Source organism: Roseococcus thiosulfatophilus (assembly GCF_017311575.1).
GTDB lineage: Bacteria > Pseudomonadota > Alphaproteobacteria > Acetobacterales > Acetobacteraceae > Roseococcus > Roseococcus thiosulfatophilus.
This window is the reverse complement of sequence record NZ_JAFFQY010000003.1, coordinates 68,261-92,983: the sequence shown is the minus strand read 5'-3', so window position 1 is coordinate 92,983 and position 24,723 is coordinate 68,261. Positions and strand designations below refer to the sequence as shown.

Here is a 24,723-nt window from a genome sequence, read left to right as displayed (position 1 = left end):
CGGGCTAAAGCATGCCGCGAAGGTGGTCCAGGCAGGCCGCGCGATCGGCCTCGGCCCCACCCTCCAGCCACCAGGCGCGGGTCGCGGCCAGCAGGGCGCCGACGCGCGGGCCGGGCGGCACGCCCAGCGCCAGCGCATCCCGGCCCTGGAGCGGAAATTCCGGCCCCGGCCCGAGGTCGAACAGGGGGGCAAGGTCGCCGCGCCCCTGCGCGGCGGCCACCAGGGCCACCTCCCCGGGCCGCGCATGGCCGCGCGCCGCCACCTCGGCCGCGAAGCGCCGGCGGGCGCGAGGGTCCGACGGGTCGGCGGGCACGGCGCCGGTGGCGTGCAGGGCCCGCAGCCGCGCCGCCTCCTCGCCCGAGAATTTCAGCCGGCGCGCCAGGGCCGCGATGTCCGTGCCCACCGGCAGCAGCAGGGCTAGGCGCAGCAGCACATCCCCCTCTCCCCGCGCCATGGCGGCATCGAGCCGCGCGGGCGCGCCGGCCTCGGGCAGGATGGCGGGCAGCACGCCGCTTTTTGCCATCAGCGTGAGGGCGGCGCGCGGGTCGGGCGCGGCCAGCAGGCGCTTGATCTCGCTCCAGACCCGCTCGGCGGAAAGGCGGGCCAGGCCGGGCACGGCGGCGCGGATGGCGGCCAATGCCTCGGCATCGGGCACCGGGCCGCCATAGCGGGCCTGGAAGCGGAAGAAGCGCAGGGCGCGGAGATAGTCCTCCGCCAGCCGGGTCGCCGCATCGCCCACGAAGCGCACCCGCCGCGCGGCAAGATCCGCCACGCCGTCGAAGGGGTCGTGCAGCGTGCCATCGCCCTCCATGGACATGGCGTTGATGGTGAAGTCCCGCCGGGCGGCATCCTCGTTCCAGTCGGTGGTCCAGGCGACCTCGGCATGGCGGCCATCGGTCACGACGTCACGCCGCAGCGAGGTCACCTCGATGGGCGCGCGATTCAGCACGGCGGTGACGGTGCCATGCGCGAGCCCCGTCTCGAAGACGTGCAAGCCCGCGGCCTTGAGGCGGCGGGTGATCTCCTCCGGCGGGAAGGGCGCGGCCATGTCGATGTCGTGCACCGGCAGTCCGGCCAGGTGGTCGCGCACGCAGCCCCCCACCGCGCGCGCCCCTGGCAGCGCCGCGAAGATGGCGCGCGGCGCGGGGTCGGCCAGGAAAGCGGGGGCGGTCACGGGATCAGCGCTGGCGCTGCACCGGGGGCGGGGTGCTGCCCTCGATGCGGGCGGGCACATAATCCTCGTCACGGTCGATGCTGCGCGACAGGCCATAATAGAAGGCCAGCCCCACCGTCATCACCACCGCGATGCCCGCCAGCCCCAGCACGAGCGGCGGGGGCGTGATGCCCTCCTGCTGGCCCGCGAGATACCACCAGAGCGCGTAGATGCCGAAGGGCAACAGGAACAGGATCAGTCCGAATACAACGCCCATGAATGGAAACCCCTGGAGAAGTGGCGCGCGGGCGGTCGCTCAGCCCTGCCCCCTCAAGGCCCGCGCGAGTTCGACGAGGATGGTGGCGGTGGCGCCCCAGATGAACTCCTGCTCATGTGGCCAGACCCAGTATTCGCGCAACTGTCCTTTCCATTCCGCGCGTTCGCGGCGCGGGGCGGCGGGGTCGAGCACGGTGGCCAGCGGCAATTCGAAGGCCAGGGCCACCTCGCCCGGGTCTGGTTGCAGGGAGAAGCCCGGCCGCAGCAGGCCGATGACGGGCGTGATCTCGAACCCCGTGAGGGTGCGCTGCACGGGCATGCGCCCGGCCAGTTCGGGCCAGCGGGGGTCCAGCCCCACCTCCTCCATCGCCTCGCGCAGCGCGGCCTGCTCGGGCGTCTCGCCCGGCTCGATGCGGCCGCCGGGGAAGCTCACCTGGCCGGGATGGGAGGAAAGATGCGCGGCCCGCCGCGTCAGCAACACGGAAGGGCCGTGGTCATGCAGCACCAGCGGCACCAGCACGGCGCAGAGCCGCGTGGCGGCATCGGGTTGGTCGGCCGGGATGGCTGGCGCCGCCTCGAACACTCCGGGACGGGTGAGGCGGTCGCGCAGTTCGCCTGGGCTCACTCCGCGGCCATGTCGAGGGCGGTGACCTCGTCGATGGGGAAGAAGACCCCCTCGCTCCAGACACCCATGATCTCGCGCCCGTCCATGCGCTCCGTCACGGCCAGCGCCACCATCTCATAGAAGACGGCGCGGTTGATCTTGGCCTCGAGCCCGGGGCGGATGGTGACGTAGGGCCGGGGCTCCCGCGTGCGGCGGTCGAGCTGGATGCGGATGGGATGCTTGCGCCCCGCCGTGACCACCTCATCGCAATTGGTGCGGAAGGTCAGGCATTGCTGGGGGGCGAGGCCGGTGCCGCAATCGCAATGGCGCCAGACCATCTCGACGGCGACGAAGGGGGCGTCCTCGACGGTGATGCGGCCGCGTTCGACCGGGGTCTCGAGGAGATAGGAGCCATCGGGTTCGCGCTTGAGCACCGAGGCGAAGAGACAGACCAACTCCTTACGGCCGATGGGGCTGCCCTTGTAGAACCAGGTCCCGTCCCGCGCGATCCGCATGTCGAGGTCGCCGCAGTCGTGTTTGGGGCGGGACGGCGGGCTGCTCGCGCCCGTCAGCGTCGTGCCCTGGGTCGGTCCACGGGCCCATTCCGGAACCGTTCCCTCCCGTGTGCCTCCATTCGGAGCTTTGTTCCGACGTTCCGGCGGCATAGGCTTCCCTGACGTGCAAAGCATGAGTGGTCATCGTCGCGAAGGAGGGAAAAAGGGCTGGCGCCGAGGCACTGCATCCCCAATCTCTCCTCAACAGCAATATGGGAACCGTAACCGCATGGGTGAAGTGTCCGACGCAGATTCCCTGCTGGCCGAGATCGAAACCCTCGGCGCCCGGCTGCAAATGGCCCGGGAATCCGTGGGCCGGGTCATCTTCGGGCAGGAGGATGTGGTCGAGCAGACGCTGATCACCCTGCTCTCCGGCGGGCATGTGCTGCTGGTGGGCGTGCCGGGACTCGGCAAGACGAAGCTCGTCGAGACGCTGGGCACCGTCATGGGCCTGGGCGAGCGGCGGGTGCAGTTCACGCCGGACCTCATGCCCGCCGACATCCTGGGCAGCGAGGTGCTGGAGGAGGACGCGCAAGGCAAGCGCGCCTTCCGCTTCCTGCCCGGCCCCATCTTCTGCCAGCTGCTGATGGCGGACGAGATCAACCGCGCCAGCCCGCGCACCCAATCGGCGCTGCTCCAGGCCATGCAGGAGCGGAAGGTGGCCATCGGCGGCCGTATCCTGCCCCTGCCCGAGCCCTTCCATGTGCTCGCGACCCAGAACCCGATCGAGCAGGAAGGCACCTACCCCCTGCCCGAGGCGCAGCTCGACCGCTTCCTGCTGGAGGTGGAGGTCGTCTACCCGGACGAGGCCGCCGAGCGCGCCATGCTGCTCGCCACCACCGGCGCCGCGGAGGCGAAGCCCGTCCCCGTGCTGACGGGCGCCGAGCTGGTCGCCGCCCAATCCCTCATCCGCCGCATCCCTGTGGGCGAGCAGGTGGTGGACGCCATCCTGAAGCTGGTGCGCGGCGCCCGCCCCTCCGAGGACGGGCTGCGCGAGGTGCGCGAGAACCTGGCCTGGGGCCCCGGCCCCCGCGCCGCCCAGGCGCTGATGCTGGCCACCCGCGCGCGCGCCGTGCTGGATGGCCGGCTTTCGCCCAGTGTCGAGGATGTGCTGGCGCTCGCCGAACCCGTGCTGCGGCACCGCATGGCGCTGTCCTTCTCGGCGCGGGCCGATGGGGTGAAGCTTTCCGAGGTCATCGCCGCGCTGAAGGCCTCCATTGGCTGAGGCGGCGCCCCGCCTCACCGCCGCGGCCGCGGAGGCGGCGGCCGCCCGCCTGCCCGCCTTGGTGGTCGAGGCCGACCGCGTGGCCAGCACCGTGATGCAGGGCGTCCACGGACGCCGCCGTGCCGGCCATGGCGATGCCTTCTGGCAGTTCCGCCCCTATACGGCGGGCGATGCCGCCTCGCGCGTGGATTGGCGGCAGAGTGCGCGCTCCGACCGGCTCTATGTGCGCGAGACGGAGTGGGAGGCCGCGCAGACCGTGCTGCTCTGGCGCGACCCCACCGCCTCGATGGAATGGCGCTCCGACAAGCGGCTGGCGCCGAAGGCGCAGCGCGCGGATCTGCTGCTGCTGGCGCTCGCCTCGCTGCTGCTGCGCGGCGGCGAGCGGGTGCGGCTGCTGCCCGGCCAGGGCCGCGCCTTCATGGGGCGGGCCGCGCTGCCCGCCCTGGCAGCGGCGCTGCTGCGCCCGGGCATGGCGGCGCCCGAGGCGGACGCCACCCTGCCCCGCCACGCGCGCCTGGTCATGTTCGGCGATTTCCTGCAGCCGCTGCCGCAGGTGCAGGCGGCGATTTCCTCCTTCGGCGCCCGGCCGTTGCGCGGGCAGATGGTGCAAGTGCTGGACCCGGCCGAGGAGACCCTCCCCTACCACGGCCGCGTGGTCTTCGAGGGGCTGGAGGGCGAGGCGCCGCTGGTGGTTCCGCGCGTGGAGAATGTGCGCGGCCTCTATGCCGAGCGTCTCGCGTCGCACCGCGCGGCCCTGGCCGCCATGGCGCGCGCGGCGGGCTGGGGCTTCCTCACCCACCGCACCGACCATCCGCCACAGGCCGCACTGCTCGCGCTGTGGCAGGCCATGGGGTCCACGCCATGATCAGCTTCGCCGCCCCCTGGCTGCTGCTGGCCCTGCCCGCCCTGCCGGTGCTGTGGTGGCTGCTGCGCGTCACCCCGCCGCAGCCGCGCCGCCAGGCCTTCCCCGCCGCCATCCTGCTGCGCGACCTGCCGCTGACCGAGGAAACGCCGGCCCGCACCCCCTGGTGGGTGCTGCTGCTGCGGCTGCTGGCAGCCGCCCTGCTCATCCTCGGCCTGGCGAGGCCGGTCTGGGGGCCGGGCGGCGCGGCGCAGGGTTCGGGCACGCTGCTGCTGGTGGTGGATGATGGCTGGGCCTCCGGGCCCGACTGGCCGCTGCGAATTGCCATCGCGCAGTCGGAGTTGGACCGCGCGGGGCGCGAGGGAAGGCCCACCGCCCTGCTCGCCACCACCCCGGGCGAGGGCGCGCAGCCGCCCCGTGTCATCGGGCCCATGCCGGCCGAGGATCTGGCGCCGCGCCTCGCCGCGCTGCGCCCGCGCGCCTGGGCGCCGGACCGGGCGGCGGCGCTCGCCGCCCTCGACGCCTGGCGCGCCCAGGCGCCAGGGGCGGTGACGCCGATCTATCTCTCCGACGGCCTCTCCCACCGCGCGGACCCGGCGGCGGAGGCGCTGATGGCGCGCCTCGCCACCCTCGGCCCGCTGACCCTGGCCCGCGCCGATGGCCGCCCGGTGCGGCTGCTCAGCCCGCCGCGCACCGAGGGCGACAGCCTGCGCGTCACGCTGCGCCAATCCCCCGTGGGTGCGCCGAGCGAGGCGCAGGTCATCGCCCGCGGCCAGGATGGGCGCGCCCTGGCCCAGGCCGAATTCCGCCTCGCCGCCGGCGCCACCGAGGGCGAGGCGGTGCTGGAATTGCCCACCGAAATCCGCAACCGCGTCTTCCGCCTCGACCTGGCGGGCGAGGCCGGGCCGGGTGCGGTGGTCCTGCTGGACGAGCGCTTCCGCCGGCGCCCCGTGGGCCTGCTGCCCGGCGCGGAGGAAACGGCCGACACGCCCCTGATCGGGGATCTGTTCTACCTGGAACGGGCGCTGGCCCCCTATGCCGAGTTGCGCCGCGACACGGCCGAACGCCTGCTGGCCCGCCCCCTCTCCGTGCTGATCCTGGCCGACCGGCCCATCGCGCCGGGCGCCGAGCTGGATGCGCTGACGCGCTTCGTGAACGAGGGCGGCACGCTGATCCGCTTCGCCGGCGCCCGCCTGGCGGAACGGCCCGACACCCTTCTGCCCGTGCCCCTGCGCGCGGAGCGGCAATTGGGCGGCGCGCTCTCCTGGGAGCAGCCCCAGCGCCTGGCCGCCTTCCCGGAAGGCTCGCCTTTTGCCGGCCTGCCCGTGCCGGCCGAAGTCAGCATCTCGCGCCAGGTCCTGGCCGAGCCCTCGGCACGGCTGGCGGAGCGCATCTGGGCGCGGCTGGCGGATGGCACGCCGCTGGTCACGGCGGAATCGCGCGGCGAGGGGCGCATCGTCCTGTTCCACGTCACCGCCACCGCCGAATGGTCGGACCTGCCGCTCTCGGGCCTCTTTGTGCAAATGTTGCGGCGGTTGGTGGCGCTCTCGGCCGGCGTCTCGGGGCAGGAGGGCGAGGGCATGCTGGCGCCGCTGGAGGCTTTGGACGGCTTCGGGCGCCTCGCCACCCCGCCCCCCGGCGCCCAGCCCTTGGCACCCGGGGATGACCCCATTCCCTCCGCCCGGCACCCGCCCGGCTGGTATGGCACCCAGGGGCCGGAGGGCTTCCGGCGCGCGCTGAACCTCGGCGCCACCCTGCCCGCCCCTGTGCTGCACGCCGCGCCACCCGCCGGGACCACGCTGCGCTCCATCGCGGGCATTCCGCCCGAGCAGGATCTCGGCCCCTGGCTGCTGGCGGCGGCACTGGTGCTACTGATGGTGGACCTGCTGGCCTCGCTGCGGCTGCGCGGGCTGCTGGGGCCCGTGCGGGCGGCAGGTCTGGCGCTGGCCCTGCTGCTGCCCGGCGCCGCCCAGGCCCAGCCGGCCGAGCCCGGGGAGCACGCGCTGGTCACGCGCCTCGCCTATGTCGTCACCGGCGATGCCGGCACGGACCAGATCATGCACCAGGGCCTCGCCGGCCTGTCGGATTTCGTGAACCGCCGCACCGCGGCCGCCCTGGCCGAGCCCGTGGGGGTGGTGCCGGGGCGGGACGACCTCAGCTTCTTCCCCCTGCTCTATTTCACTGTGCGGCCGGATGCCGCGGCGCTCGATGCCGCGGCCGTCGAGGCGCTGAACACCTTCATGCGCCAGGGCGGCATCATCCTCTTCGACACGCGCGACGAGGGCTCGGGCGAAGGCTTCGCCCCCGGCGCGCGGGCGGCGCTGCGGCGCGTCACGCAGGGCCTCGCCATCCCGCCCCTCGCCCCGGTGCCCGAGGACCATGTGCTGCGCCGCGCCTTCTATCTGCTGGCCGACCTGCCCGGCCGCTTCACCGGCGGCACCGTCTGGGTCAGTCGCGAGCAGGACCGCGCCAATGACAGCGTAAGCCCCGTGGTGATCGGCGGGCATGACTGGGCGGGCGCCTGGGCGGTGGATGCGGGCGGGCAGAATATCCATGCGGCCGTGCCGGGGGGCGCACGGCAGCGCACCCTGGCCTACCGGTTCGGGGCCAACCTCGTGATCTACGCGCTGACGGGCAACTACAAGGGCGACCAGGTCCATGTGCCCGCCATCCTGGAAAGGCTCGGCAATTGACCGGAACCGCGCTGACCTTCGACCTCGCCCCCGTCCTGCCGCTCTGGCTGATCGGGGCGCTGGCCGCGCTTGCGCTGCTGGTGCTGGTGCCGGCCTTCTGGCGCGGGGCGCGGGGCGTGTGGTGGCGGGCCGCCGCCTTTGCCCTGCTCATCGCGGCGCTCTCGGGACCGCGCCTTGTCGAGCAGACGCGCGAAACACGGCCTGACATCGCCCTGCTACTGCTGGACCGATCGGCCAGCATGGCGACGGTGCGCGGGCGGCCCGATGCGCTGGAGGCCGCGCGCGCCGCCATCGAGGCCCGCATCGCGCGGCTGCGCGACGTGGAACTGCGCGTGGCCGAGATCGAGGAGGGTGGCACCCAGGGCACGCGCGGCTTCGCGGCCCTCGACCGCGCGCTCGCCGATGTGCCGGCCGCGCGGCTCGCGGGCGTCATCATGCTGTCGGACGGGCAGGTGCATGACGCGCCCACCGATGCGCAATGGTCCGCCGGCGAGGGCGTGCCCGTCCATGTCCTGATGCCCGGCCGCGCGGGCGAGGTGGACCGGCGCATCCGCCTGATCGAGGCGCCCGGCTTCGGCATCGTGGGCCGCGAGGTGGAGCTGCGCCTCATCGTGGAGGACCTGGGCGACCCCCGCCCCGAGGGCAGCACGCGCCTGACCCTGCGCCGCGACGGTGCGGCGCCCGTGACGCAGAGCGTGCCGGTGGGGCAGGAGCACCGCATCTCCGTGCCCATCGAGCGCGCAGGCCCCTCGGTCATCGACATCATGGCCGAGGCGCGGCCCGACGAGGTGAGCGACGTGAACAACCGCGTCGTCGTCACCATCAATGGCGTGCGCGACCGGCTGCGCGTGCTGCTGGTCAGTGGCGAACCCCATGCCGGGCAGCGCACCTGGCGGCGGCTGCTGAAGGCCGATCCGGGCGTGGATCTGGTGCATTTCACCATTCTCCGCCCACCGGAGAAGGACGATCTGACGCCGCTGAACGAACTCGCGCTCATCGCCTTTCCGGTGCGCGAGCTGTTCCAGGTGAAGCTGCGCGAATTCGACCTGGTCATCTTCGACCGCTTCGCCAATCGCGGCATCCTCCCGCCCAGCTACATGCGCAACATCGCGGAATATGTGCGCCAGGGGGGCGCGCTGCTGCTGTCGGTGGGGCCTGAATATGTGGGGGGCACCAGCCTCGCCAACACGCCCTTGGGGGCGGTGCTGCCGGCACGGCCGCTCAGCCCCGCCCAGGCCATCGCCGAGCAGCCCTTTCGCCCGCGGGTGACGCTGCCCGGCGCGCGCCATCCCGTGACCGAGGGGCTGACCGGCGCCAATCCCGACGAAGGCACCCAGGCCGCCTGGGGCCGCTGGTACCGCACCATCCGCACGGAGGCGCGGGCCGGCACCACCGTGATGGAGGGCGCCCAGGGCGCGCCGCTGCTGGTGCTGGACCGGGTGGGCCAGGGCCGCGTGGCGCTGATGCTGTCGGACCACATCTGGCTCTGGTCGCGCGGCTATGATGGCGGCGGGCCGCAGCAGGAATTGCTGCGCCGCGTGGCCCATTGGCTGATGCGCGAGCCCGAGCTGGAGGAGGAGGCGCTGACCGCCCGCATCGAGGAGGGCCGCCTCCTGGTCCAGCGCCGCAGCGTGGAAGGCGCGGCGCCGCCGGAGGTGACGGTCACGGCCCCGGACGGCACGACGAGCCGGCTTGCGCTTTCCGGCGAGGCCGGCAGCGGCCGCGCCGTGGGCGAGGCCCCGGCCGACCAGCCCGGGCTATGGCAGGTCAGCGATGGGCGGCGCCAGGCCTTCGCCGCCGCCATGCCCGCCAACCCGCCGGAATTCGCGGATCTTCGCGCCGACCCCGCGCTGATGCGGCCGGTGGTTTCGGCCACCGGCGGGGCCGCCCGCTATGTGGGCGGCGGACCGGCCATTCCCGACATCCGCCGGGTGGCGGCGGGGCGGGATGCGGCGGGCTCGGGCTGGATCGGCCTGCGCCAGCGCGAGGACCACACGGTGACGGGCATCGCCGCCATGCCGCTGCTGCCGCCCTGGCTCGCTCTGGCGCTGCTGCTGGGGGTGGCGGTGATGGGGTGGCGCAGGGAGGCGCGTTAAGGGGCTTCGAGCTTCCCACGCAGCAGCGACTTCGGCACCTTGCCATAGGCCGACTTCGGCAGTTCGTCCCAGAACACGAAGCGGTGCGGGTGCTTGTAGCGCGCAAGCAGGGGCGCGAGGTGCGCCAGCAGCGCCGCGGGGTCGGGGGCGGCCCCGCGCGGCACCACGCAGGCCACGCCCACCTCGCCCCATTTCGCGTCCGGGATGCCGACCACGGCGCATTCCAGCACCTGCGGGTGGGTCAGCAGCGCCTCCTCCACCTCGCGCGGATAGACGTTCGATCCGCCCGAGATGAACATGTCCGACGCCCGGCCGGTGATGAAGAGGAAGCCCTGGGCATCGAGATGCCCCAGGTCGCCAGTGTGGAACCAGCCATCTCGGAAGGCGGCGGCATTGGCCTCGGGATTGTCGTGATAGCCCGCGAAGACCGCGGGGCCGCGCACGCAGATCTCGCCCGTCTCGCCTGGCGGCAGGCGCCGGCCGTTGGCGTCCAGGATGGCGAGGTCCATCCCCGTGCGTGCCACCCCGCAGCTTCCCGCGCGCGGGTCGGCATCGTCCAGGCTGTGCTGGTCCGGGCGCAGCACGGTGCTGTTGCCCGTCACCTCGCCCATGCCGAAATACTGCACGAGGCAGGGGCCGAGCCGTTCCAGCGCGCGCTTCTGGTCGGCGCGGTACATGGGCGCCCCCGCATAGATCACGTGGCGCAGCGCGTGCGGCGCGGCGTCGGGATTGGCCACCAGCATGTTCAGGATGGTGGGCACGGTGAACATGTTGGTGACGCCATGCGCCGCGATGAGCCGCCAGGCCTCGCTTGCGTCCATCCGCTCGCCGGGCAGCAGGATGGAGCAGGCGCCGCGCGCCACCTGGGCCAGCGCATGGATGCCCGCGCCATGGCTTAGCGGGGCCACGACCAGCGAGACATCATGCTCCGTGAGACCCGGCATCAGGTCGGCCAGGTGGTTGTTCACCACGAAGCCCATCTGCCCATGGGTCAGCACCGCGGCCTTGGGCCGGCCGGTGGTGCCGGAGGTGAAGAAGAACCAGGCGGGGTGGTCCGGCGCCACATCCGCCTCATGGTCGGCGGGCGGGCGGGGCGTGTCGGCGATCAACGCCTCGACATCTTGCTCGTCCGGCCGCGCATCGCCCACGGCCAGGACCAGGCGGCAGGCGGGGCTTGCCTCGCGCACCGCATCGGCATGGGCGGCGAAGCCGTGGTCGCGCAGCATGGCGACCGCGCCCGAGGCGGCACCCAGATAGGCCGCCTCGGCCGGCGTCAGGCGGACATTGGTGGGGACGAAGACGGCGCCAGCCTTCCAGCAGGCCCAGACCGCCTCGAACATCACATTGGAGTTGCGCGAATGGACCAGCACGCGGTCGCCCGGGGCCACCCCCTGGGCACGCAGGGCGGCGGCCAGGCGGTCCACCCTTTCGTCGAGTTCGGCCCACGACCAGACGCGGTCGCGCCAGCGCAGAGCCGGCGCATCAGGCAGGCGCCGCGCTGTCCAGGTCAACAGCCGCCCGAGATTGGCCGCGGGGATCACGGCATCAGCCCGGCCGTCGAAAAGCCGCCATCCACCGCGATGGCCTGGCCCGTGACGTAGCCGCTGCGCGCGGGGTCGAGCAGAAACAACGCCATCTGCGCGATCTCTTCGGGTTCCGCATAGCGACGCAGCGGCACGCGGGCATGCCAGGCGGCGCGGGTCGCGGGATCGTGCAATTCGCGCACCATGGGCGTCTCGACAGGGCCGGGGCAGATGGCGTTCACGCGGATGCCGCGCGGGGCGAGGTCCACCGCCATGGCCGCCGCCATGTTGATGACCGCGGCCTTGGAGGCCGAATAGGCCACGCGGTCGGCCATGCCGACGAGGCCCGAGACCGAGGCGATGAAGACGATGGAACCGCCCTTCTCCATCCGCCGCGCCGCCGCCTGGGCCGCGAGGAAGCTGCCGGTGACGTTCACCTCCAGCACGCGCCGGAAGCTGGCGGGGGCGGCCGTCAGGCTTGGCGTATTGGCCGAGATGCCGGCGGCACAGACCAGGCCCGTGAGGCCCGCGAGCCCCTCCATCCAGGCGGCGACGGCGGCATCATCGGTCACGTCGAGGCGCGTCGCGCCCTCGCCCGCGTTGAGGTCGGCCACCGCGGCGCGGCCGCCCGCCGCCCGCACCGCCTCGGCCACCGCCGCCCCGATTCCAGAAGCGCCACCCGTCACCGCCACCAGACCCGCCATGACCCTCTCCCTCGCCTGGGCGCTTGCCGCGCGCCCTTTGGTTCATCATTCTGCGGGGACACAGACGGCGCAAGCCGCACCCGTCCTGGAGGGACCGCCCGAATGACCACCCGTCGCAGCCTGCTGCTGGCCTCCGCGCTGGCCGCCCCCGCCATCGCGGCCGCCCAGACCTACCGGCCCGAATACAAGCTCTCGGTGGTGGGCAACCGCCCCATCCCCTTCGCCGAGGGCGCCTTCCAATGGGCCGAACTGGTGACGCAACGCAGCGGCGGGCGCATCAATGTGCGCGTCTATCCGGGCAGCCAGCTCGTGGGCGGCGACCAGACGCGCGAATTGCTGGCCATGCGCCAGGGCGTCATCGACATGTGCGTGTTCAGCACCATCAACATTGCGCCCCAGGTGCGCGAGGCCGGCGTCTTCCAGCTGCCCTTCCTGATGCCCGACCACCGCGCCTTCGACGCGCTGATCAATGGCGAGGTCGGTCGCGACATCATGCAGGTGATGGATGGCCGCGACGTGGTGGGCCTGGCCTTCGGCGAGAACGGCTTCCGCGAGATCAGCAATTCCCGCCGCGCCATCCGCACGCCGGCCGATCTGCGGGGCCTCAAGATCCGCTTCGCCGCCGGCGCCATCTTCAACGACATCTTCACCGGCATGGGCGCCAACCCGCTGCAGATGTCCTTCGCGGACCTGCAGCCGGCGCTGAGCTCCGGCGCGGTGGATGGCCAGGAGAACCCGGTCAACCTCTTCCTCGCCTTCCGCATGGACACGCTGGCGCAGCGCCACATGACCATCTGGAACTATGTGAACGACGCGCTGATCTTCGGCGTCTCCAAATCCGTCTGGAACAGTTTCAACGCCGAGGACCAGGCGCTGCTGCGCGACTGCGCGCGCGAGGCCGCGGCGAACAACATCCGCCTGGCCCGCGCGGGCCTCGGCATCCCCGGCACGGATGACGCGGCACTCCAGGAACTGCGCCGCCGCAACGTGGAGGTGACCGTGCTGAGCGTGGAGGAGAAGCGCGCCTTCGCCCAGGCGCTGCGCCCCGTGCACGAGCGCTGGGCCAGCCGCATCGGCACCGGGCTGGTGCAAAAGGCCGAGGCCGCCATCCGCGCGCTGTCCTGATGGAGGAACCGCGCACCCGCCTGCCGCTCTCGCTGGAGCGGGTGCTGTTGGCGGCCGGCATGGGGGCCATGGCGCTGATCACGCTGGCCAACGTGGTCACGCGCTATCTGACCGATGTCTCGCTCGCCTTCACCGAGGAATACTCGGTGGCGCTGATCGTGATCGTGACGCTGGTCGGCACGGCTCTCGCCACCGCCACGGGGCGGCATATCCGCATTGACTGGCTGACGGGCAAGCTCTCGCCGCGCGGGCAGCGCCGGGCCGAGATCGCGGGCATGGCGCTGCTGTTCTTCTGCTTCGCGCTGCTCGCCTGGTATGGCGGGTGGATGGCCTGGGACGAGTATCGCTTCGAGGCGCTCTCGCCCGGGCTCGGCCACCCGCAATGGCTGTATTCGGTTTGGCTGCCCCTGCTGGCGCTGCTGGTGATGGGGCGCGCGGCCGGGCGCATCTGGCGGCTGCTGCGGGGCGAGGACGCGTGACGGGCGGCATCCTCTTCGCGGCCTTCCTGGTGATGCTGCTGGGGGGCGTGCCGATCGGGGTGGCACTCGGACTCGCCGGTGCCGCGGCCATCGTGCTGTCGGACCAGGCGATGATGGCCATGCCCACCAACGTCTATGCCGGCATCGCGAAATACCCGCTGATCGCGCTGCCCATGTTCATCCTGGTGGGTTGCGTCTTCGACCGCGCGGGGGTGGCGCTGCGCCTCGTGCGCTTTGCCACCACGCTGGTGGGGGCGGGGCGCGGGGCGCTCGCTTCCGTCTCGGTGCTGGTGGCGATGGTGATGGGCGGCATCTCGGGCTCCGGCCCCGCCACGGCGGCGGCGGTGGGCAAGGTGATGACGGATGGCATGGTGCGGGACGGATATCCGCGCCCCTTCATCGCGAGCGTGGTGGGGGCGGCGGCGGCGGTGGACATCCTGATCCCGCCCTCCATCGCCTTCATCATCTATGCGGTGATGGTGCCCGGCGTCTCGGTGCCGGCCATCTTCATGGCGGGGCTGTTTCCGGGCCTGCTGGCGGGCGTGGCGATCCTGGTGCCCATCCTGCTGATTTCCTGGTTGCGGGATTTCGGCGGGCGCAACCCCGACCGGGGCGGGCTTTCCGTGTGGCGCGCCTTCCGCGAGGCCTTCTGGGGGTTGATGGCGCCCGTGGTCATCCTGGGCGGCATGCGCATCGGCGCCTTCACGCCGACCGAGGCCGCGGTCATGGCCGTCTTCTACGGGCTGTTCGTGGGCTTCGTGATCTATCGCAGCCTGACGCTGCGCGACCTCTACGAAATCCTGGTAGAGGCGGGCGAGATTTCGGCCGTCATCCTCATGGTGGTCGCACTCGCCACCGTCTTCGCCTGGGCCACCTCCACGCTGGGCATGGTGCAGCCGGTGGTGGAGGCGATCCTGGGCCTGGGCGAATACGGCACGCTGGCACTGCTGGTGGTGCTGGTGATCGTGGTGGGGATGTTCCTGGACGGCATCTCCATCTTCCTCATCCTGCTGCCGCTGCTGCTGCCCATCGCGCGGCATTTCGGGTGGGACCCGACCTGGTTCGGCATCATCCTCACCATGAAGATCGCGATAGGGCAGTTCACGCCGCCCATGGCGGTGAACATGATGGTGAGTTGCCGCATCGCGGGCGTCTCCATGCAGACCACCATCCCTTGGGTGAGCTGGATGGTGCTGGCCATGCTGGCGGCGCTGGCGCTGGTCATCGCGTTGCCGGGCATCGCGCTGTGGCTGCCGCGCAGCATGGGGATGCTTTAGCGACGGGTCGCCTCGGGCGGATTTGCCCAAGGCGTCAATCTGCCGCCCGACAGGCGCGCCGGGGGGTTGCCGAGCGCATGATTTCGCTTCGGAATACGGCCAACAGCAGTTGAGGAAACCGCCATGCCGGACATCGAGCCCCTGCGCGACCCGCGCAGCCTGAAACGCCTTCTCGCCCCCCGCAGCATGGCCGTGATCGGCGTCTCCGGCGAGGCCACGGGCTTCGGCGCGCGCACCGTGCAGAACATGGCGAATTTCGACGGGCCGGTGTGGTGCGTGAACCCGAAATATGCAGGGCAGGAACTGCATGGCCGCCCCTGCTACGCCTCGGTGGACGAACTTCCGGGCGCGCCCGATTCGGCCGTCATCGCCCTGCCCCGCACCGGCGTGATGGCCGCCGTGCAGGCGCTGGCGAAGAAGGGCGGCGGCGGTGCGGTGCTCTACGCCTCCGGCTATGGCGAGACGGACCTGCCCGAGCGCGCGGTCGAGGAACAGGAGCTGCGCGACACCGCGCGCGCCCTGGGCTTCCCGCTGCTCGGCGCCAATTGCCTGGGCTTCTGCGACCACACGCAGCGCGCGGGCGCCACCTTCATGCCCGACTACTTCAAGATGACCGCACCCGCCGGCGGCGTGGGCGTCGTCAGCCAGTCGGGCGCGCTCGGCTATGCGCTGATGCAGGCGGCCGAGCGCGGCTTCGCCATGTGCCATATGGCCACCGCGGGCAATGCCACCGACCTCGATGTCTGTGACCTCGTGGCCTTCCAGCTCTCCATGCCCGAATGCCGCTCCATCGCGCTGGCCGTGGAAGGGCTGCGCGATGCGCGGCGCCTCTTTGGACTAGGCGAATTGGCGCGCAAGGCCGGCAAGCCGATCGTCGTCCTGAAGCTCGGTCGCGGCGAGATCGGCGCCAAGGCCGCCATGTCGCACACGGGCAGCCTGGCGGGCAGCACGGCGGCCTGGAGTGCGGGCTTCGAACGCGCGGGCATGCTGGAGGTCGAGGATTTCGACGCCCTGCTGGAGACGGCCGGCTTCTTCGCAAAAGCCGGTCCGCCCAAGGCGCGCGGCGTGGGAATTCTCACGCCATCGGGCGGCGCTGGCATCATGGCGGCCGACCATGCCGAGTTCGCGGGCCTTGCCCTGCCCCAGCCCGCGCCGGCGACGGAGGCCATCTTCCGCGCCACGCTTCCGGATTTCGGCAGCCCGCGCAACCCCTGCGACATGACCGCCCAGGTCGCCACCAATCCCAAGTACTTCGAGGATTGCATGCTGGCGATGCTGAATGACGACCAGTATGCGACCGTCGTCTTCCCGGTGGTCTATCACAACCCTGCCCCCGGTGCGACGCCGGCCCGCATGAAGACGATGCAGCCGATGGCGGCCGCGACCGGCAAGCCCATCTGCATCGCCTGGGTGCCGGAAAGCCTGGAGGGGCCGGGCGCCGAGGCGGCCGATGTCTCGCCCAACCTGGTGCTCTTCCGCTCGATGCGGCGGATGATGAATGCGCTGCGCTTGTGGTTCCATCACCATGACCCCAAGCCGGCGCCGGCCACGCCTGATGCCGCGGCGGCAGCGGCCGCCGCGAAGCTGCCCGCTGGCGCCGCCACACTGATGGAAGCCGCCGCCAAGACCGCCTTCGCCGAGGCTGGCCTGCCCGTGGTGCGCGAACTCCGCGCCGCCACGGCGGATGAGGCGGTGAAGGCCGCCCAGAGCCTGGGCTATCCGGTGGTGCTGAAGGTGGACAGCCCCGACATCGCCCACAAGACCGAGGTGGGTGGCGTGCAGCTCAACCTGGGCGATTCCGGCGCCATCACCGCCGCCTTCGCACGCATCAAGGATGGCGCGGCGAAGCACGCACCGGGCGCGCGGGTGGATGGCGTGCTGGTCCAGCGCATGGAGGCGCGGGGCGTCGAGCTCATCCTCGGCGCGCGGCGTGATCCGCAGTTCGGCGTCATGGTGCTCGTGGGCCTGGGCGGCGTGCAGGCGGAGCTGTGGAAGGATGTCGCGCTGGAAGTGGCGCCCGTCTCGCCCGAGGGTGCCATGGCCATGCTCAAGCGCCTCAAGGCCTGGCCGCTGCTGGACGGGTTCCGTGGTGCGGCCAAGGTGGATGTGGCGGCGGTGGCCGATGCCATCGCCCGCTTCTCGGCCTTCGCCGCGGCCGCCGGCGACCGGCTGGAGGAGGCCGAGATCAACCCGCTGGTCTGCCGCGCCGATGGGTGCGTGGCGGTGGACGGGCTGATGAAGCTGAACGGCTGAAGCCATCGCGTCTGATCGGCCCCGGTGGGTTGCACCGGGGCCGCGTGATCAGCCGCGCAGCAAGGTTTCAGTATCCTTCGCGCAACAGCGGGAATGCGCTGTGGACGTTGGGGAACACCACCGGCGGCGCGCCCAGATGCACATGCTTGCGCGTCAACTCGCCGAAGCCGTTCACGCCCGTCAGGCCGAGCGCCTTGGTCGTCTCGTCCTCCAGGATTTCCAGCACGCGGCTGACACCCGAGGCGCCCTCCGCCGCCAGCCCGTAGAGGTAGAGGCGCCCCAGCCCCACCCAATCCGCGCCCAGGGCCACGGCCTTCACCAAGTCCGTGCCTCGGCTGAAGCTGCCATCCACCATGATCTTGGCGCGGCCGGCCACGGCCTCCACCACCTCGGGCAGCACGTCGAGCGAGCCGCGCCCGCCATCCAGCTGCCGCCCGCCATGGTTGGAGACGTAGATCACGTCCACCCCATGCTCGCAGGCGATGGCGGCGTCCTCGCCGGTGCCGATGCCCTTCAGGATCAGCGGGATCTTGTGCTTCTCCTTGAAGCGCGCGACCTCGCGCCAGGACAGTGCGGCCTGGTGGTCCATGCCCGTGTTGGCGGCGCGCCAGGTCTTGACGAAGCGCTTGGCCATGTCGCGCTCGCGCCGGCTGTAATGGGCGGTGTCCACCGTCATGCAGAAGGCGTCGTAGCCGGCGGCGATGGCGCGCTTCGCGTAATCGTCCACGAAGTCGTCGCCGCCGCGGACATAGAGCTGGAAGACGCGCGGCCCGCGCCCGGCGGCCGCCGTCTCCTCCAGGCCCGGCTTGCTCACGCTGCTGAGCATGTAGGGCACGCCGTAGTCGCCGGCACCCTTCGCCACGCTGGCGCCGCCGCCGGGTTCGAAGCTTTCCAGCGACCCCACGGGGGCGAGGAACACCGGCAGGCGAATCCGGTGGCCGAAGAAATCCACGCCCGTGTCCACGCGCGAGACATCGTTCAGCACGCGCGGCCGCAGCGCGACCGTGTCGATCGCCATGCGGTTGCGGGCCAGCGTCGTCTCGGTCTCGGTGCCGCCGATCAGGTAGTCCCAGATGTTCGCGTTCAGCTTCTGCTTCGCTGCCTTCACGAATTCATGCAGGACCAGATATTTGCCGCCATCCAACTCGTTGGAATTCAGCCTCTCGCTCATGGAGCACCTCCCGTTTCAGGATGACGCTAGGCGGGGCAAGATGACCGGACAAGGTCAGGAGACATGCAATGCGGTGGAGTGAGCGGCGCGCGGCGGCGAGGGCTGTGCTGGAGGGGCATGACTGCGTTCATCCCGCCTCGGTGCATGAGCCGGTGGCGGCGCGGATCGCCGAGGATCTGGGCTATGAACTCGGCATGTTCGCGGGCAGCACGGGCAGCCTTGCCGTGCTGGGCGCGCCCGACATCATCCTGCTGACGCTCACGGAATTCGCGGAACAGGCACGGCGCATCAACCGCGCGGCGTCCCGCCTGCCGCTGGTGGTGGATGCGGACCATGGCTATGGCAACGCGCTGAACGTGATGCGCACGGTGGAGGAGCTGGAGGTGGCGGGGGTCGCCGCGCTCTCCATCGAGGACACCGCCCTGCCCCGCCCCTTCGGCACGGAGAAGCCCGTGCTGATTCCGCTCGACGAGGGCGTGGCCAAGATGCGCGCGGCGGTGGCGGCGCGCGACGATGCCTCGCTGGTCATCTTCGCGCGCACGGGGGCGGTCTCCATCACGGGGCTGGAGGACGCGCTGGCGCGGGTGCGCGCCTACAACCACACGGGCACTGATGGCATCTTCCTGACCGGCGTGACGAAGCGCGCGGAGCTGGACGCGCTGGCGGCCGAAGCCAAGCTGCCCCTGGTGCTCGGTACGCTGTCCGACGAGATCAGCGACCGCGCCTACCTGGCCAGCCGCGGCGTGCGGATCGCGCTGCAAGGGCATCTGCCCTTCCAGGCGGCCATCCAGGCCATCCACGCCACGCTGAAGGCGCTGCGAGAGGGCACACCGCCCGCGCAGGTGGGCGGGACGGCCCCCAAGGCGCTGCGCGAAGCGGCGATGCGCGAGGCCGACTATGCGGAACTCGCGCGACGCTTCCTGGGCTGATGCCCCTGATGGGTCCAGGGGCGTAAGCCGGCGGCGCCGTTAGACCTCGTGGATGGCCCGCCAGATCACCTCCGGCGTGGCGGGCATGTCCAGGTGGTTCACCCCCACGGGCCTCAGCGCGTCCACCAGCGCATTCATCACGGCGGGCAGGCTGCCGGCGCAGCCCGCCTCGCCGCAGCCCTTGGCGCCCAGCGGGTTGGTGGTGCACGGCACCTCGCGCGAGGAGAGCTGGAAGGGCGGCAGGTCCTCGGCGCGGGGCAGGCCGTAATCCATGAAGCTGGCCGAGAGAAGCTGGCCCTCCTCGCTATAGGCCACGCGCTCATGCAGCGCCTGGCCGATGCCCTGGACGATGCCGCCATGCGCCTGGCCCGCCACCAGCAGCGGGTTCACGATCACGCCGAAGTCGTTCACCGCCACATAGTTCAGGAAGGTGACGTGGCCCGTGTCGGGGTCCACCTCCAGCTCGCAGACATGGCAGCCGTTCGGGTACGCCTGGGGCGCCTGGTCGAAGACATGCGTCACGTCCAGGCTGGCGGGCACCTCGCTGGGCAAGCTGTGGCTTTCGCGCAGCTTCTCGGCCAGCTCCATGATGCCGATGGCGCGGTCGGTGCCGGCCACGACGAAGCGGCCCCATTCGAACTCGATGTCGGCCGGCGCCGTCTCCAGCACATGCGCGGCGGCGAGCTTGCCCTTTTCCACCACCAGCGCCGAGGCTTCGACGATGGCGGCGCCGGAGGCCATCAGCGATTTGGAGCCACCCGTGCCGCCGCCCGCCACCAGCTCATCGCTGTCGCCCTGCTTGAGGCGGATGGCCTCGAAGGGTACGCCCAGCTTCTGGTGCAGCACCTGGGCGAAGGCCGACCAATGGCCCTGCCCATAGTCCAGCGTGCCGGTGATGATGGTAACGGTGCCGTCCTTCTCGAAGCGGATGCCGCCCTGTTCCTTCGTGGGCGGCGCGGTGCATTCGAGGAAGTTGCCCACGCCGATGCCCCGCAGCATGCCCCGCGCCTTGGACTCCGCGCGGCGCGTCTCGAAATTGGCGAAGTCGGCGGCCTTCAGCGCGTCCTCCAGGATCGCGGAGAACTCGCCCCCGTCATAGACGCTGCCGGTGGGCGCCTTGTAGGGGAACTGGTCCGGCCGGATGTGGTTCAGCCGGCGGATCGCGACAGGGTCCTTGCCCATTTCGCGCGCGGCTTCCTCGATCAGCCGCTCCATGAAGTAATTGCCCTCGGGCCGGCCGGCGCCGCGATAGGCCGAGACGGGGGTGGTGTTCGTCAGCAGGCTCCGCGTCCGCACCTCGATCAGCGGCATGGTGTAGTTGGACTGCACGTTCTTCACGAAATTGCCCGTGCCCATCAGCGGCGCCACGGTGGACAAGTAGGCGCCCATATTCGCGTAGCTGGTCAGCCGCACGGCGAGGAACTTGCCCTCCGCGTCCAGCGCGAGTTCCGCCACCACCTCGTGGTCGCGGCCGTGCTGGTCGGATTGGAAGGCGCCGCTGCGGTCATCGGTCCATTTCACGGGCCGGCCGAGCTGCTTTGTCGCGTGCAGCAGCGGCAGGTATTCGGGGTAGGCATTGGCCTTCATGCCGAAGCTGCCGCCGACATTGCCGGTCAGCACGCGCACCTTCTCGCGCGGCATCTTCAGGATGTCGTCGGCCAGCTGGTTGCGCAGGCCGAACACGCCCTGGCAGCCGACATGCAGGATGAAACGTCCCTCGGCCGCGTCGTATTCGCCGATGGCGCTGCGCGGCTCCATCGCCGCCACGACGATGCGGCTGTTGCGGATGGAGAGCTTCTGGACGTGCGCCGCAGCGGCGAAGGCCTCGGCCACCTGGGCGGCGTCGCCGAAGGCGAAGTCCAGAACGCAATTGCCGGGAATGTCGTCATAGAGCAGCGGCGCATCCGGACCGGCGGCAGCTGAGGCCTCGGTCACGGCCGGCAGCATGTCCACGTCCAGCATGATGAGTTCGGCCGCGTCGCGCGCCTGGGCCCGCGTCTCGGCCACCACCACCGCGATGGGGTCGCCCACGAAGCGCAACCGGTCGGAGGCGAGCGCCGGGCGGTGCGTGGTGCGCAACGGGCTGCCATCGGCGTTCTTCAACGGCATGGCGCAGGTCATGGGGCCATACTCGGCCAGGTCGTCCGCCGTGATCACGGCATGGACGCCCGGCGCCTCGCGCGCCGTGCTCACGTCGAGTGAGAGCACCTTCGCATGGGCATAGGGGCTGCGGAACACCCAGGCGTAGAGTTGGCCGGGCAGCGCCACGTCATCGGTGTAGCGCCCCTGCCCCTGCAGCAGCTTCGGGTCCTCCTGCCGCGGCACGGGCTGGCCGATGCCGAATTTCAAGCGCGTCGGGTCGAAGGGCAGGTTGGTGTCCGGCATCGCTGTCATCCATGCAAGGGTGACACAGATGGTAGGCACCGCGGGGGCTTCCGCAAGGCCGCCCGTCGCGCCACGCTCAACCCCATGGTTTCGCCGCCCCTTCCCGCATGACGCCCACCCTAAACGGCATGATCCTGGCGGCGGGGGCGGGCTTCACCTTCGCCCTGCTGAACCTGAACCTGCGTGTGCTGGCGAGCGAGCTTCCCCCCTTCCAGGTGCAGTTCCTGCGCTATGGGGCGGGGCTGGTGGTGATGATCCCCTGGATCATCCAGGCGGGCCTCGCCGCCTATGTGCCGCGGGCCATGGGCGGGCAGCTCTGGCGGGGGGTGGCGCATACGGCGGCGCTGTTCTTCTGGTTCTCGGCCTTGCCGCACATCCCCTTCGCGACGCTGACCGCCATCGGCTTCACCGGGCCCATCTTCATCATGCTGGGTGCCGTCCTGTTTCTGAAGGAGCGCATGTTCTGGCAGCGCTGGGCCGCCGCCCTGCTGGGCTTCCTGGGGGTGCTGGTGGTGGTCGCACCCAGCTTCACCGGCACGGGCGGGCATCATGCGCTGCTGATGCTGGCCTCCGCCCCCCTGTTCGCGGCCTCCTTCCTCATCGCCAAGGCGCTGACGCGGCATGACACGCCGCAGGTGATCGTCGCCTGGCAGTCGCTGACGGTGGCCGTCTTCACCCTGCCCGTGGCGGTCTGGCTCTGGGAATGGCCGAGCCTCATGCAATGGGGCATCGTGCTGCTCTGCGGGGCGCTGGGCAGCCTGGGCCACTGGATGCTGACCATGGCCTATCGCATCGCCGACATCTCGGCCGCGCAGCCGGTGAAGTTCCTGGACCTGATCTGGGCCGCCTGCCTGGGCTACCTGGCCTTCTCGGAAATCCCGACCACGACCACGCTGGCCGGTGCCGCCGTGATCTTCCTCTCCACCAGCTGGATCGCGCGCGTCGAGGCGCGGCGCGGACGGAGTACCCCCGCATGACGCCCGACATCATCGAACTCGACCACGCCGCCACCCGCCATGAGACCCCCTGCGGCGATGGCCATGTGGTCTGGCGCAGCTGGGGCGAGGGCACGCCGCTGGTGCTGCTGCATGGCGGCTCGGGCAGTTGGCGGCATTGGGCGCGCAATGTGGGGCCGCTCTCGCGCCATTACCGCGTGCTGGCGGCCGATATCCCGGGCCTGGGCGAGAGCGCCATGCCCCCCGGCGAGGCCACGCCGCAATCGGCCGCCCTGCCGCTGCGCGATGGGCTGGCGCAACTGCTGGGCGCTGAGCGGCGCTACCACCTGACGGGCTTCTCCTTCGGCGCCAATGTCAGCGGGCAGTTGGCGGCGCTGGAGGGGGAACATATCCGCACGCTGACGCTGGTGGGCGCGGCCTCGCTCGGCCTCGCGCGCCCCCCGCTGGAATTGCTGAAGGTGCGCGACAAGCAGGGGGCGGCGCGGGTCGAGGCCAACCGTGAAAATTTGAAGCGCCTCATGTTCCACGACCCGGCGAAGATTGATGCCACCGCGCTCGCCATCCAGGACTGGCACACCAACCATGCGCGGCTGCGCAGCCGGGGCTTCGCCTCCGGCACGTCGCTGAAGGATGCGCTGGAGCGCGTGACCGCGCCGCTCAACGGCATCTGGGGCGAGTTCGACGCGGTGGCCTTCCCGAACGTGGCCGCGCGGCTGGACGTGATCCGCGCGCGCGACCCTTCGATGCTGGAGGCCGTCATCCCCGCCGCCGGCCATTGGGTGGCCTATGAGGCGGCGGAGGAATTCAACGCCGCACTTCTTTCGATTCTGGCGCGACGTGAAGGAAGAACAGGGCAATGAAGGCCATCACCGAGAGCGCGATGGTCAGCCAGAGCGCGTGGGCGCCATAGCCCTCGACCACGAAGCCGAACAGCGCCGGCGCCAGCGCCCCCATGAATCGGGCCGGCGCCACCACCAGCCCCTGCCGCGCGCCATAGCGGGCCGCCCCGAAGATCGCGAGCGGCAAGGTGCCGCGCACGATGGTCTGGATGCCATTCCCCGCCCCGTGCAGCAGCACGAAGGGCGCGGCCAGCGGCCCGCCGAAGATCAGCAACAGCACGGCGCCCAGCGGGTGGGTGGTCAGCGCGATCCGCGCCGAGAGCAGCGGGTGCGCCCGCCGCAGCAGGGTGAACTCGAAGACACGCGCGGCGACCTGCGCCGGCCCCATCAGCGCGCCGGCGGCGATGGCGGCCGCGGGCGTGGCACCCGCCGCCACCAGCAGCCCCGGCAGATGCGCGGCCAGGGCCGAGGCCGAAAACCCGCCCGAGACGAAGATGAAGGCCATCAGCCAGGCGGCGCGGCGGGTGCGGCGCGCCGTCTCGGCGTCGGGCGGGGCTGCGGGCTGCGCCTCGGGTGCCCTCACCGTGCCGCGCGGCAGCAGCGCGTTCAGCGGCAGGGCGAGCAGCAGCATGACCAGCGCCCAGCCCGCGCAGGCGCCGCGCCAGCCGAACTCCGCCTGCATCCAGGCCGTGACGGGCCAGCCCACCGTGCTGGCGAAGCCCGCGATGAGGGTGATGCCCGTGATGGCCCCCCGCGCGTCACGCCCATAGATGCGGGCCAGCGCGGCAAAGCCCGCGTCGTACAGGCCCATCGCCATGCCGATGCCGAGCACGCCGAAGCCCAGGAACAGCATCACCGGCCCCTGCGCCATGGCCAGCACCCCAAGCCCCGTGGCCAGCACCAGGTTGGAGGCGATCAGCACCGCGCGCCCGCCATGCTGGTCAATGGCGCGGCCCACGCGCGGCCCCAGAAAGGCCGTCAGCAGCAGGGCGCAGGAGAAGGCGACGAAGATGGTGGAGGCGTTCACCCCCAGGTCATCGGCCATGCGCCCAGCCAGGATCGCGGGAATGTAGTAGCTGCCGGCCCAGGCGAGCGTCTGGGTGGTGCCCAGGATGGCGATGACGAGCGCCTTGCTCATGGCGCGGGCGGATAGGCGATGGCGACCACCTCGATCTCCTCCAAGCCGGCAGGGGTCCGCAGCTTCACGACATCGCCGACGGTCTTGCCCAGCAATGCCCGCGCCACGGGCGAAACCCAGGAGATACGGCCCTGCGTCGCGTCCGCCTCCTCCATGCCCACGATGGTGACCGTCACCTCGCTGTCGTCCATGCGGGCATAGGTGACGGTGGCGCCGAAGAAGATCTTGTCGCGCCGTGTCTGCTTCGCGGCATCCACCACCTCCGCGCGCTCCAGCCGGCGGCGGAGGAAGCGCACGCGGCTGTCAATCTGCTGCAGGCGGCGCTTGCCATATTGGTAGTCGGCGTTCTCGCTGCGGTCGCCCAGGCCCGCGGCCCAGGAGACGACCTCGACCACCTTGGGGCGCTCGCCATGCCACAGCTCATGCAGTTCGCGCGTCAGCGCCGCGTGGCCCGCGGGCGTCATGTAGAAGGGGGTGCCGG

21 protein-coding genes are annotated in these 24,723 nt (G+C 71.5%); 11 read left to right on the top strand and 10 right to left on the bottom strand.

The genetic code is table 11. The features are described from left to right. Window positions 1-4 precede the first annotated feature (4 nt). The 4 genes from JTN19_RS20305 to JTN19_RS02115 are packed head-to-tail and all read right to left on the bottom strand — an operon-like array spanning window position 5 to window position 2,605. Entirely contained in the window at window positions 5-1,174 is a 1,170-nt protein-coding gene (locus JTN19_RS20305; RefSeq protein ID WP_340643257.1) for a CCA tRNA nucleotidyltransferase, read from the bottom strand. 4 nt (window positions 1,175-1,178) lie between these two features. Further along, window positions 1,179-1,430 carry a hypothetical protein gene (locus JTN19_RS02125; protein WP_184383122.1) on the bottom strand — a complete coding sequence of 84 codons (252 nt, stop codon included), beginning with the start codon at window positions 1,428-1,430 and terminating at the stop codon, window positions 1,179-1,181. 39 nt (window positions 1,431-1,469) lie between these two features. Continuing rightward, window positions 1,470-2,054: a CoA pyrophosphatase gene (locus JTN19_RS02120; protein WP_340643256.1), complete on the bottom strand. Its 585-nt coding sequence runs from the start codon at window positions 2,052-2,054 to the stop codon at window positions 1,470-1,472. After that, window positions 2,051-2,605, bottom strand: a complete 555-nt coding sequence (locus JTN19_RS02115; protein ID WP_340643262.1) for a DUF1285 domain-containing protein — start codon at window positions 2,603-2,605, stop codon at window positions 2,051-2,053. Before JTN19_RS02115 ends, JTN19_RS02120 begins: the two co-directional genes overlap by 4 nt. 211 nt (window positions 2,606-2,816) lie before the next feature. On the opposite strand from JTN19_RS02115, the gene JTN19_RS02110 reads away from it, so the two are divergent. Genes JTN19_RS02110 through JTN19_RS02095 form a run of 4 tightly spaced genes read left to right on the top strand, consistent with a single transcriptional unit; the run spans window position 2,817 to window position 9,463 of the window. Continuing rightward, window positions 2,817-3,812, top strand: coding sequence for an AAA family ATPase (locus JTN19_RS02110; protein WP_206929833.1), 996 nt, complete (start codon window positions 2,817-2,819; stop codon window positions 3,810-3,812). Continuing rightward, window positions 3,805-4,677 (top strand): DUF58 domain-containing protein, encoded by an 873-nt coding sequence (locus JTN19_RS02105; protein WP_242530782.1) that lies wholly within the window; start codon window positions 3,805-3,807, stop codon window positions 4,675-4,677. Before JTN19_RS02110 ends, JTN19_RS02105 begins: the two co-directional genes overlap by 8 nt. After that, on the top strand, window positions 4,674-7,367 hold the full coding sequence (locus JTN19_RS02100) for a DUF4159 domain-containing protein (RefSeq protein WP_242530781.1): 2,694 nt from the start codon (window positions 4,674-4,676) through the stop codon (window positions 7,365-7,367). The genes JTN19_RS02105 and JTN19_RS02100 overlap by 4 nt, the downstream gene beginning before the upstream one ends. After that, on the top strand, window positions 7,364-9,463 hold the full coding sequence (locus JTN19_RS02095) for a hypothetical protein (protein WP_206929831.1): 2,100 nt from the start codon (window positions 7,364-7,366) through the stop codon (window positions 9,461-9,463). The genes JTN19_RS02100 and JTN19_RS02095 overlap by 4 nt, the downstream gene beginning before the upstream one ends. Here the strand turns inward: JTN19_RS02095 and JTN19_RS02090 are convergent. After that, entirely contained in the window at window positions 9,460-11,004 is a 1,545-nt protein-coding gene (locus JTN19_RS02090) for an acyl-CoA synthetase (protein ID WP_206929829.1), read from the bottom strand. The two genes, JTN19_RS02095 and JTN19_RS02090, sit on opposite strands and share 4 nt — an antisense overlap. Continuing rightward, window positions 11,001-11,690 carry an SDR family NAD(P)-dependent oxidoreductase gene (locus JTN19_RS02085; RefSeq protein ID WP_206929820.1) on the bottom strand — a complete coding sequence of 230 codons (690 nt, stop codon included), beginning with the start codon at window positions 11,688-11,690 and terminating at the stop codon, window positions 11,001-11,003. The genes JTN19_RS02090 and JTN19_RS02085 overlap by 4 nt, the downstream gene beginning before the upstream one ends. 102 nt (window positions 11,691-11,792) lie before the next feature. On the opposite strand from JTN19_RS02085, the gene dctP reads away from it, so the two are divergent. The 4 genes from dctP to JTN19_RS02065 all read left to right on the top strand — a co-directional run bounded on the left by dctP (window position 11,793) and on the right by JTN19_RS02065 (window position 16,824). Beyond that, window positions 11,793-12,815 carry a TRAP transporter substrate-binding protein DctP gene (gene dctP, locus JTN19_RS02080; protein WP_206929818.1) on the top strand — a complete coding sequence of 341 codons (1,023 nt, stop codon included), beginning with the start codon at window positions 11,793-11,795 and terminating at the stop codon, window positions 12,813-12,815. Further along, window positions 12,815-13,294 (top strand): TRAP transporter small permease, encoded by a 480-nt coding sequence (locus JTN19_RS02075; protein WP_206929802.1) that lies wholly within the window; start codon window positions 12,815-12,817, stop codon window positions 13,292-13,294. The genes dctP and JTN19_RS02075 overlap by 1 nt, the downstream gene beginning before the upstream one ends. Then, window positions 13,291-14,571 carry a TRAP transporter large permease subunit gene (locus tag JTN19_RS02070; protein ID WP_206929800.1) on the top strand — a complete coding sequence of 427 codons (1,281 nt, stop codon included), beginning with the start codon at window positions 13,291-13,293 and terminating at the stop codon, window positions 14,569-14,571. Before JTN19_RS02075 ends, JTN19_RS02070 begins: the two co-directional genes overlap by 4 nt. A 123-nt stretch (window positions 14,572-14,694) precedes the next feature. Next, the gene (locus JTN19_RS02065) at window positions 14,695-16,824 is read left to right on the top strand and encodes an acetate--CoA ligase family protein (RefSeq protein ID WP_206929798.1); all 2,130 of its coding nucleotides are present in this window, start codon (window positions 14,695-14,697) and stop codon (window positions 16,822-16,824) included. Window positions 16,825-16,891: 67 nt separating this feature from the next. Here JTN19_RS02065 and JTN19_RS02060 read toward each other — a convergent pair whose 3' ends face one another. Continuing rightward, window positions 16,892-17,995, bottom strand: coding sequence for an alpha-hydroxy acid oxidase (locus tag JTN19_RS02060; RefSeq protein ID WP_206929796.1), 1,104 nt, complete (start codon window positions 17,993-17,995; stop codon window positions 16,892-16,894). A 68-nt stretch (window positions 17,996-18,063) separates the two neighbouring features. On the opposite strand from JTN19_RS02060, the gene JTN19_RS02055 reads away from it, so the two are divergent. Beyond that, window positions 18,064-18,924: an isocitrate lyase/PEP mutase family protein gene (locus JTN19_RS02055; protein ID WP_206929793.1), complete on the top strand. Its 861-nt coding sequence runs from the start codon at window positions 18,064-18,066 to the stop codon at window positions 18,922-18,924. 39 nt (window positions 18,925-18,963) lie between these two features. On the opposite strand, the gene JTN19_RS02050 is transcribed toward JTN19_RS02055, so the two are convergent. Then, on the bottom strand, window positions 18,964-21,309 hold the full coding sequence (locus JTN19_RS02050) for a xanthine dehydrogenase family protein molybdopterin-binding subunit (RefSeq protein WP_206929791.1): 2,346 nt from the start codon (window positions 21,307-21,309) through the stop codon (window positions 18,964-18,966). Between the two features lie 107 nt (window positions 21,310-21,416). Here JTN19_RS02050 and JTN19_RS02045 point away from each other — a divergent pair, with 107 nt between their 5' ends. Continuing rightward, a complete protein-coding gene (locus tag JTN19_RS02045) occupies window positions 21,417-22,286 on the top strand; it encodes a DMT family transporter (RefSeq protein ID WP_206929789.1) in 870 nt (289 codons plus the stop codon). Further along, window positions 22,283-23,125, top strand: coding sequence for an alpha/beta fold hydrolase (locus JTN19_RS02040; protein WP_206929787.1), 843 nt, complete (start codon window positions 22,283-22,285; stop codon window positions 23,123-23,125). Before JTN19_RS02045 ends, JTN19_RS02040 begins: the two co-directional genes overlap by 4 nt. On the opposite strand, the gene JTN19_RS02035 is transcribed toward JTN19_RS02040, so the two are convergent. Further along, complete coding sequence (locus tag JTN19_RS02035) at window positions 23,070-24,242, bottom strand: MFS transporter (protein ID WP_206929785.1); 1,173 nt, start codon at window positions 24,240-24,242, stop codon at window positions 23,070-23,072. The genes JTN19_RS02040 and JTN19_RS02035 overlap by 56 nt on opposite strands. Continuing rightward, a complete protein-coding gene (gene greB / locus JTN19_RS02030; RefSeq protein ID WP_206929995.1) occupies window positions 24,239-24,706 on the bottom strand; it encodes a transcription elongation factor GreB in 468 nt (155 codons plus the stop codon). Before greB ends, JTN19_RS02035 begins: the two co-directional genes overlap by 4 nt. Window positions 24,707-24,723: the final 17 nt, after the last annotated feature.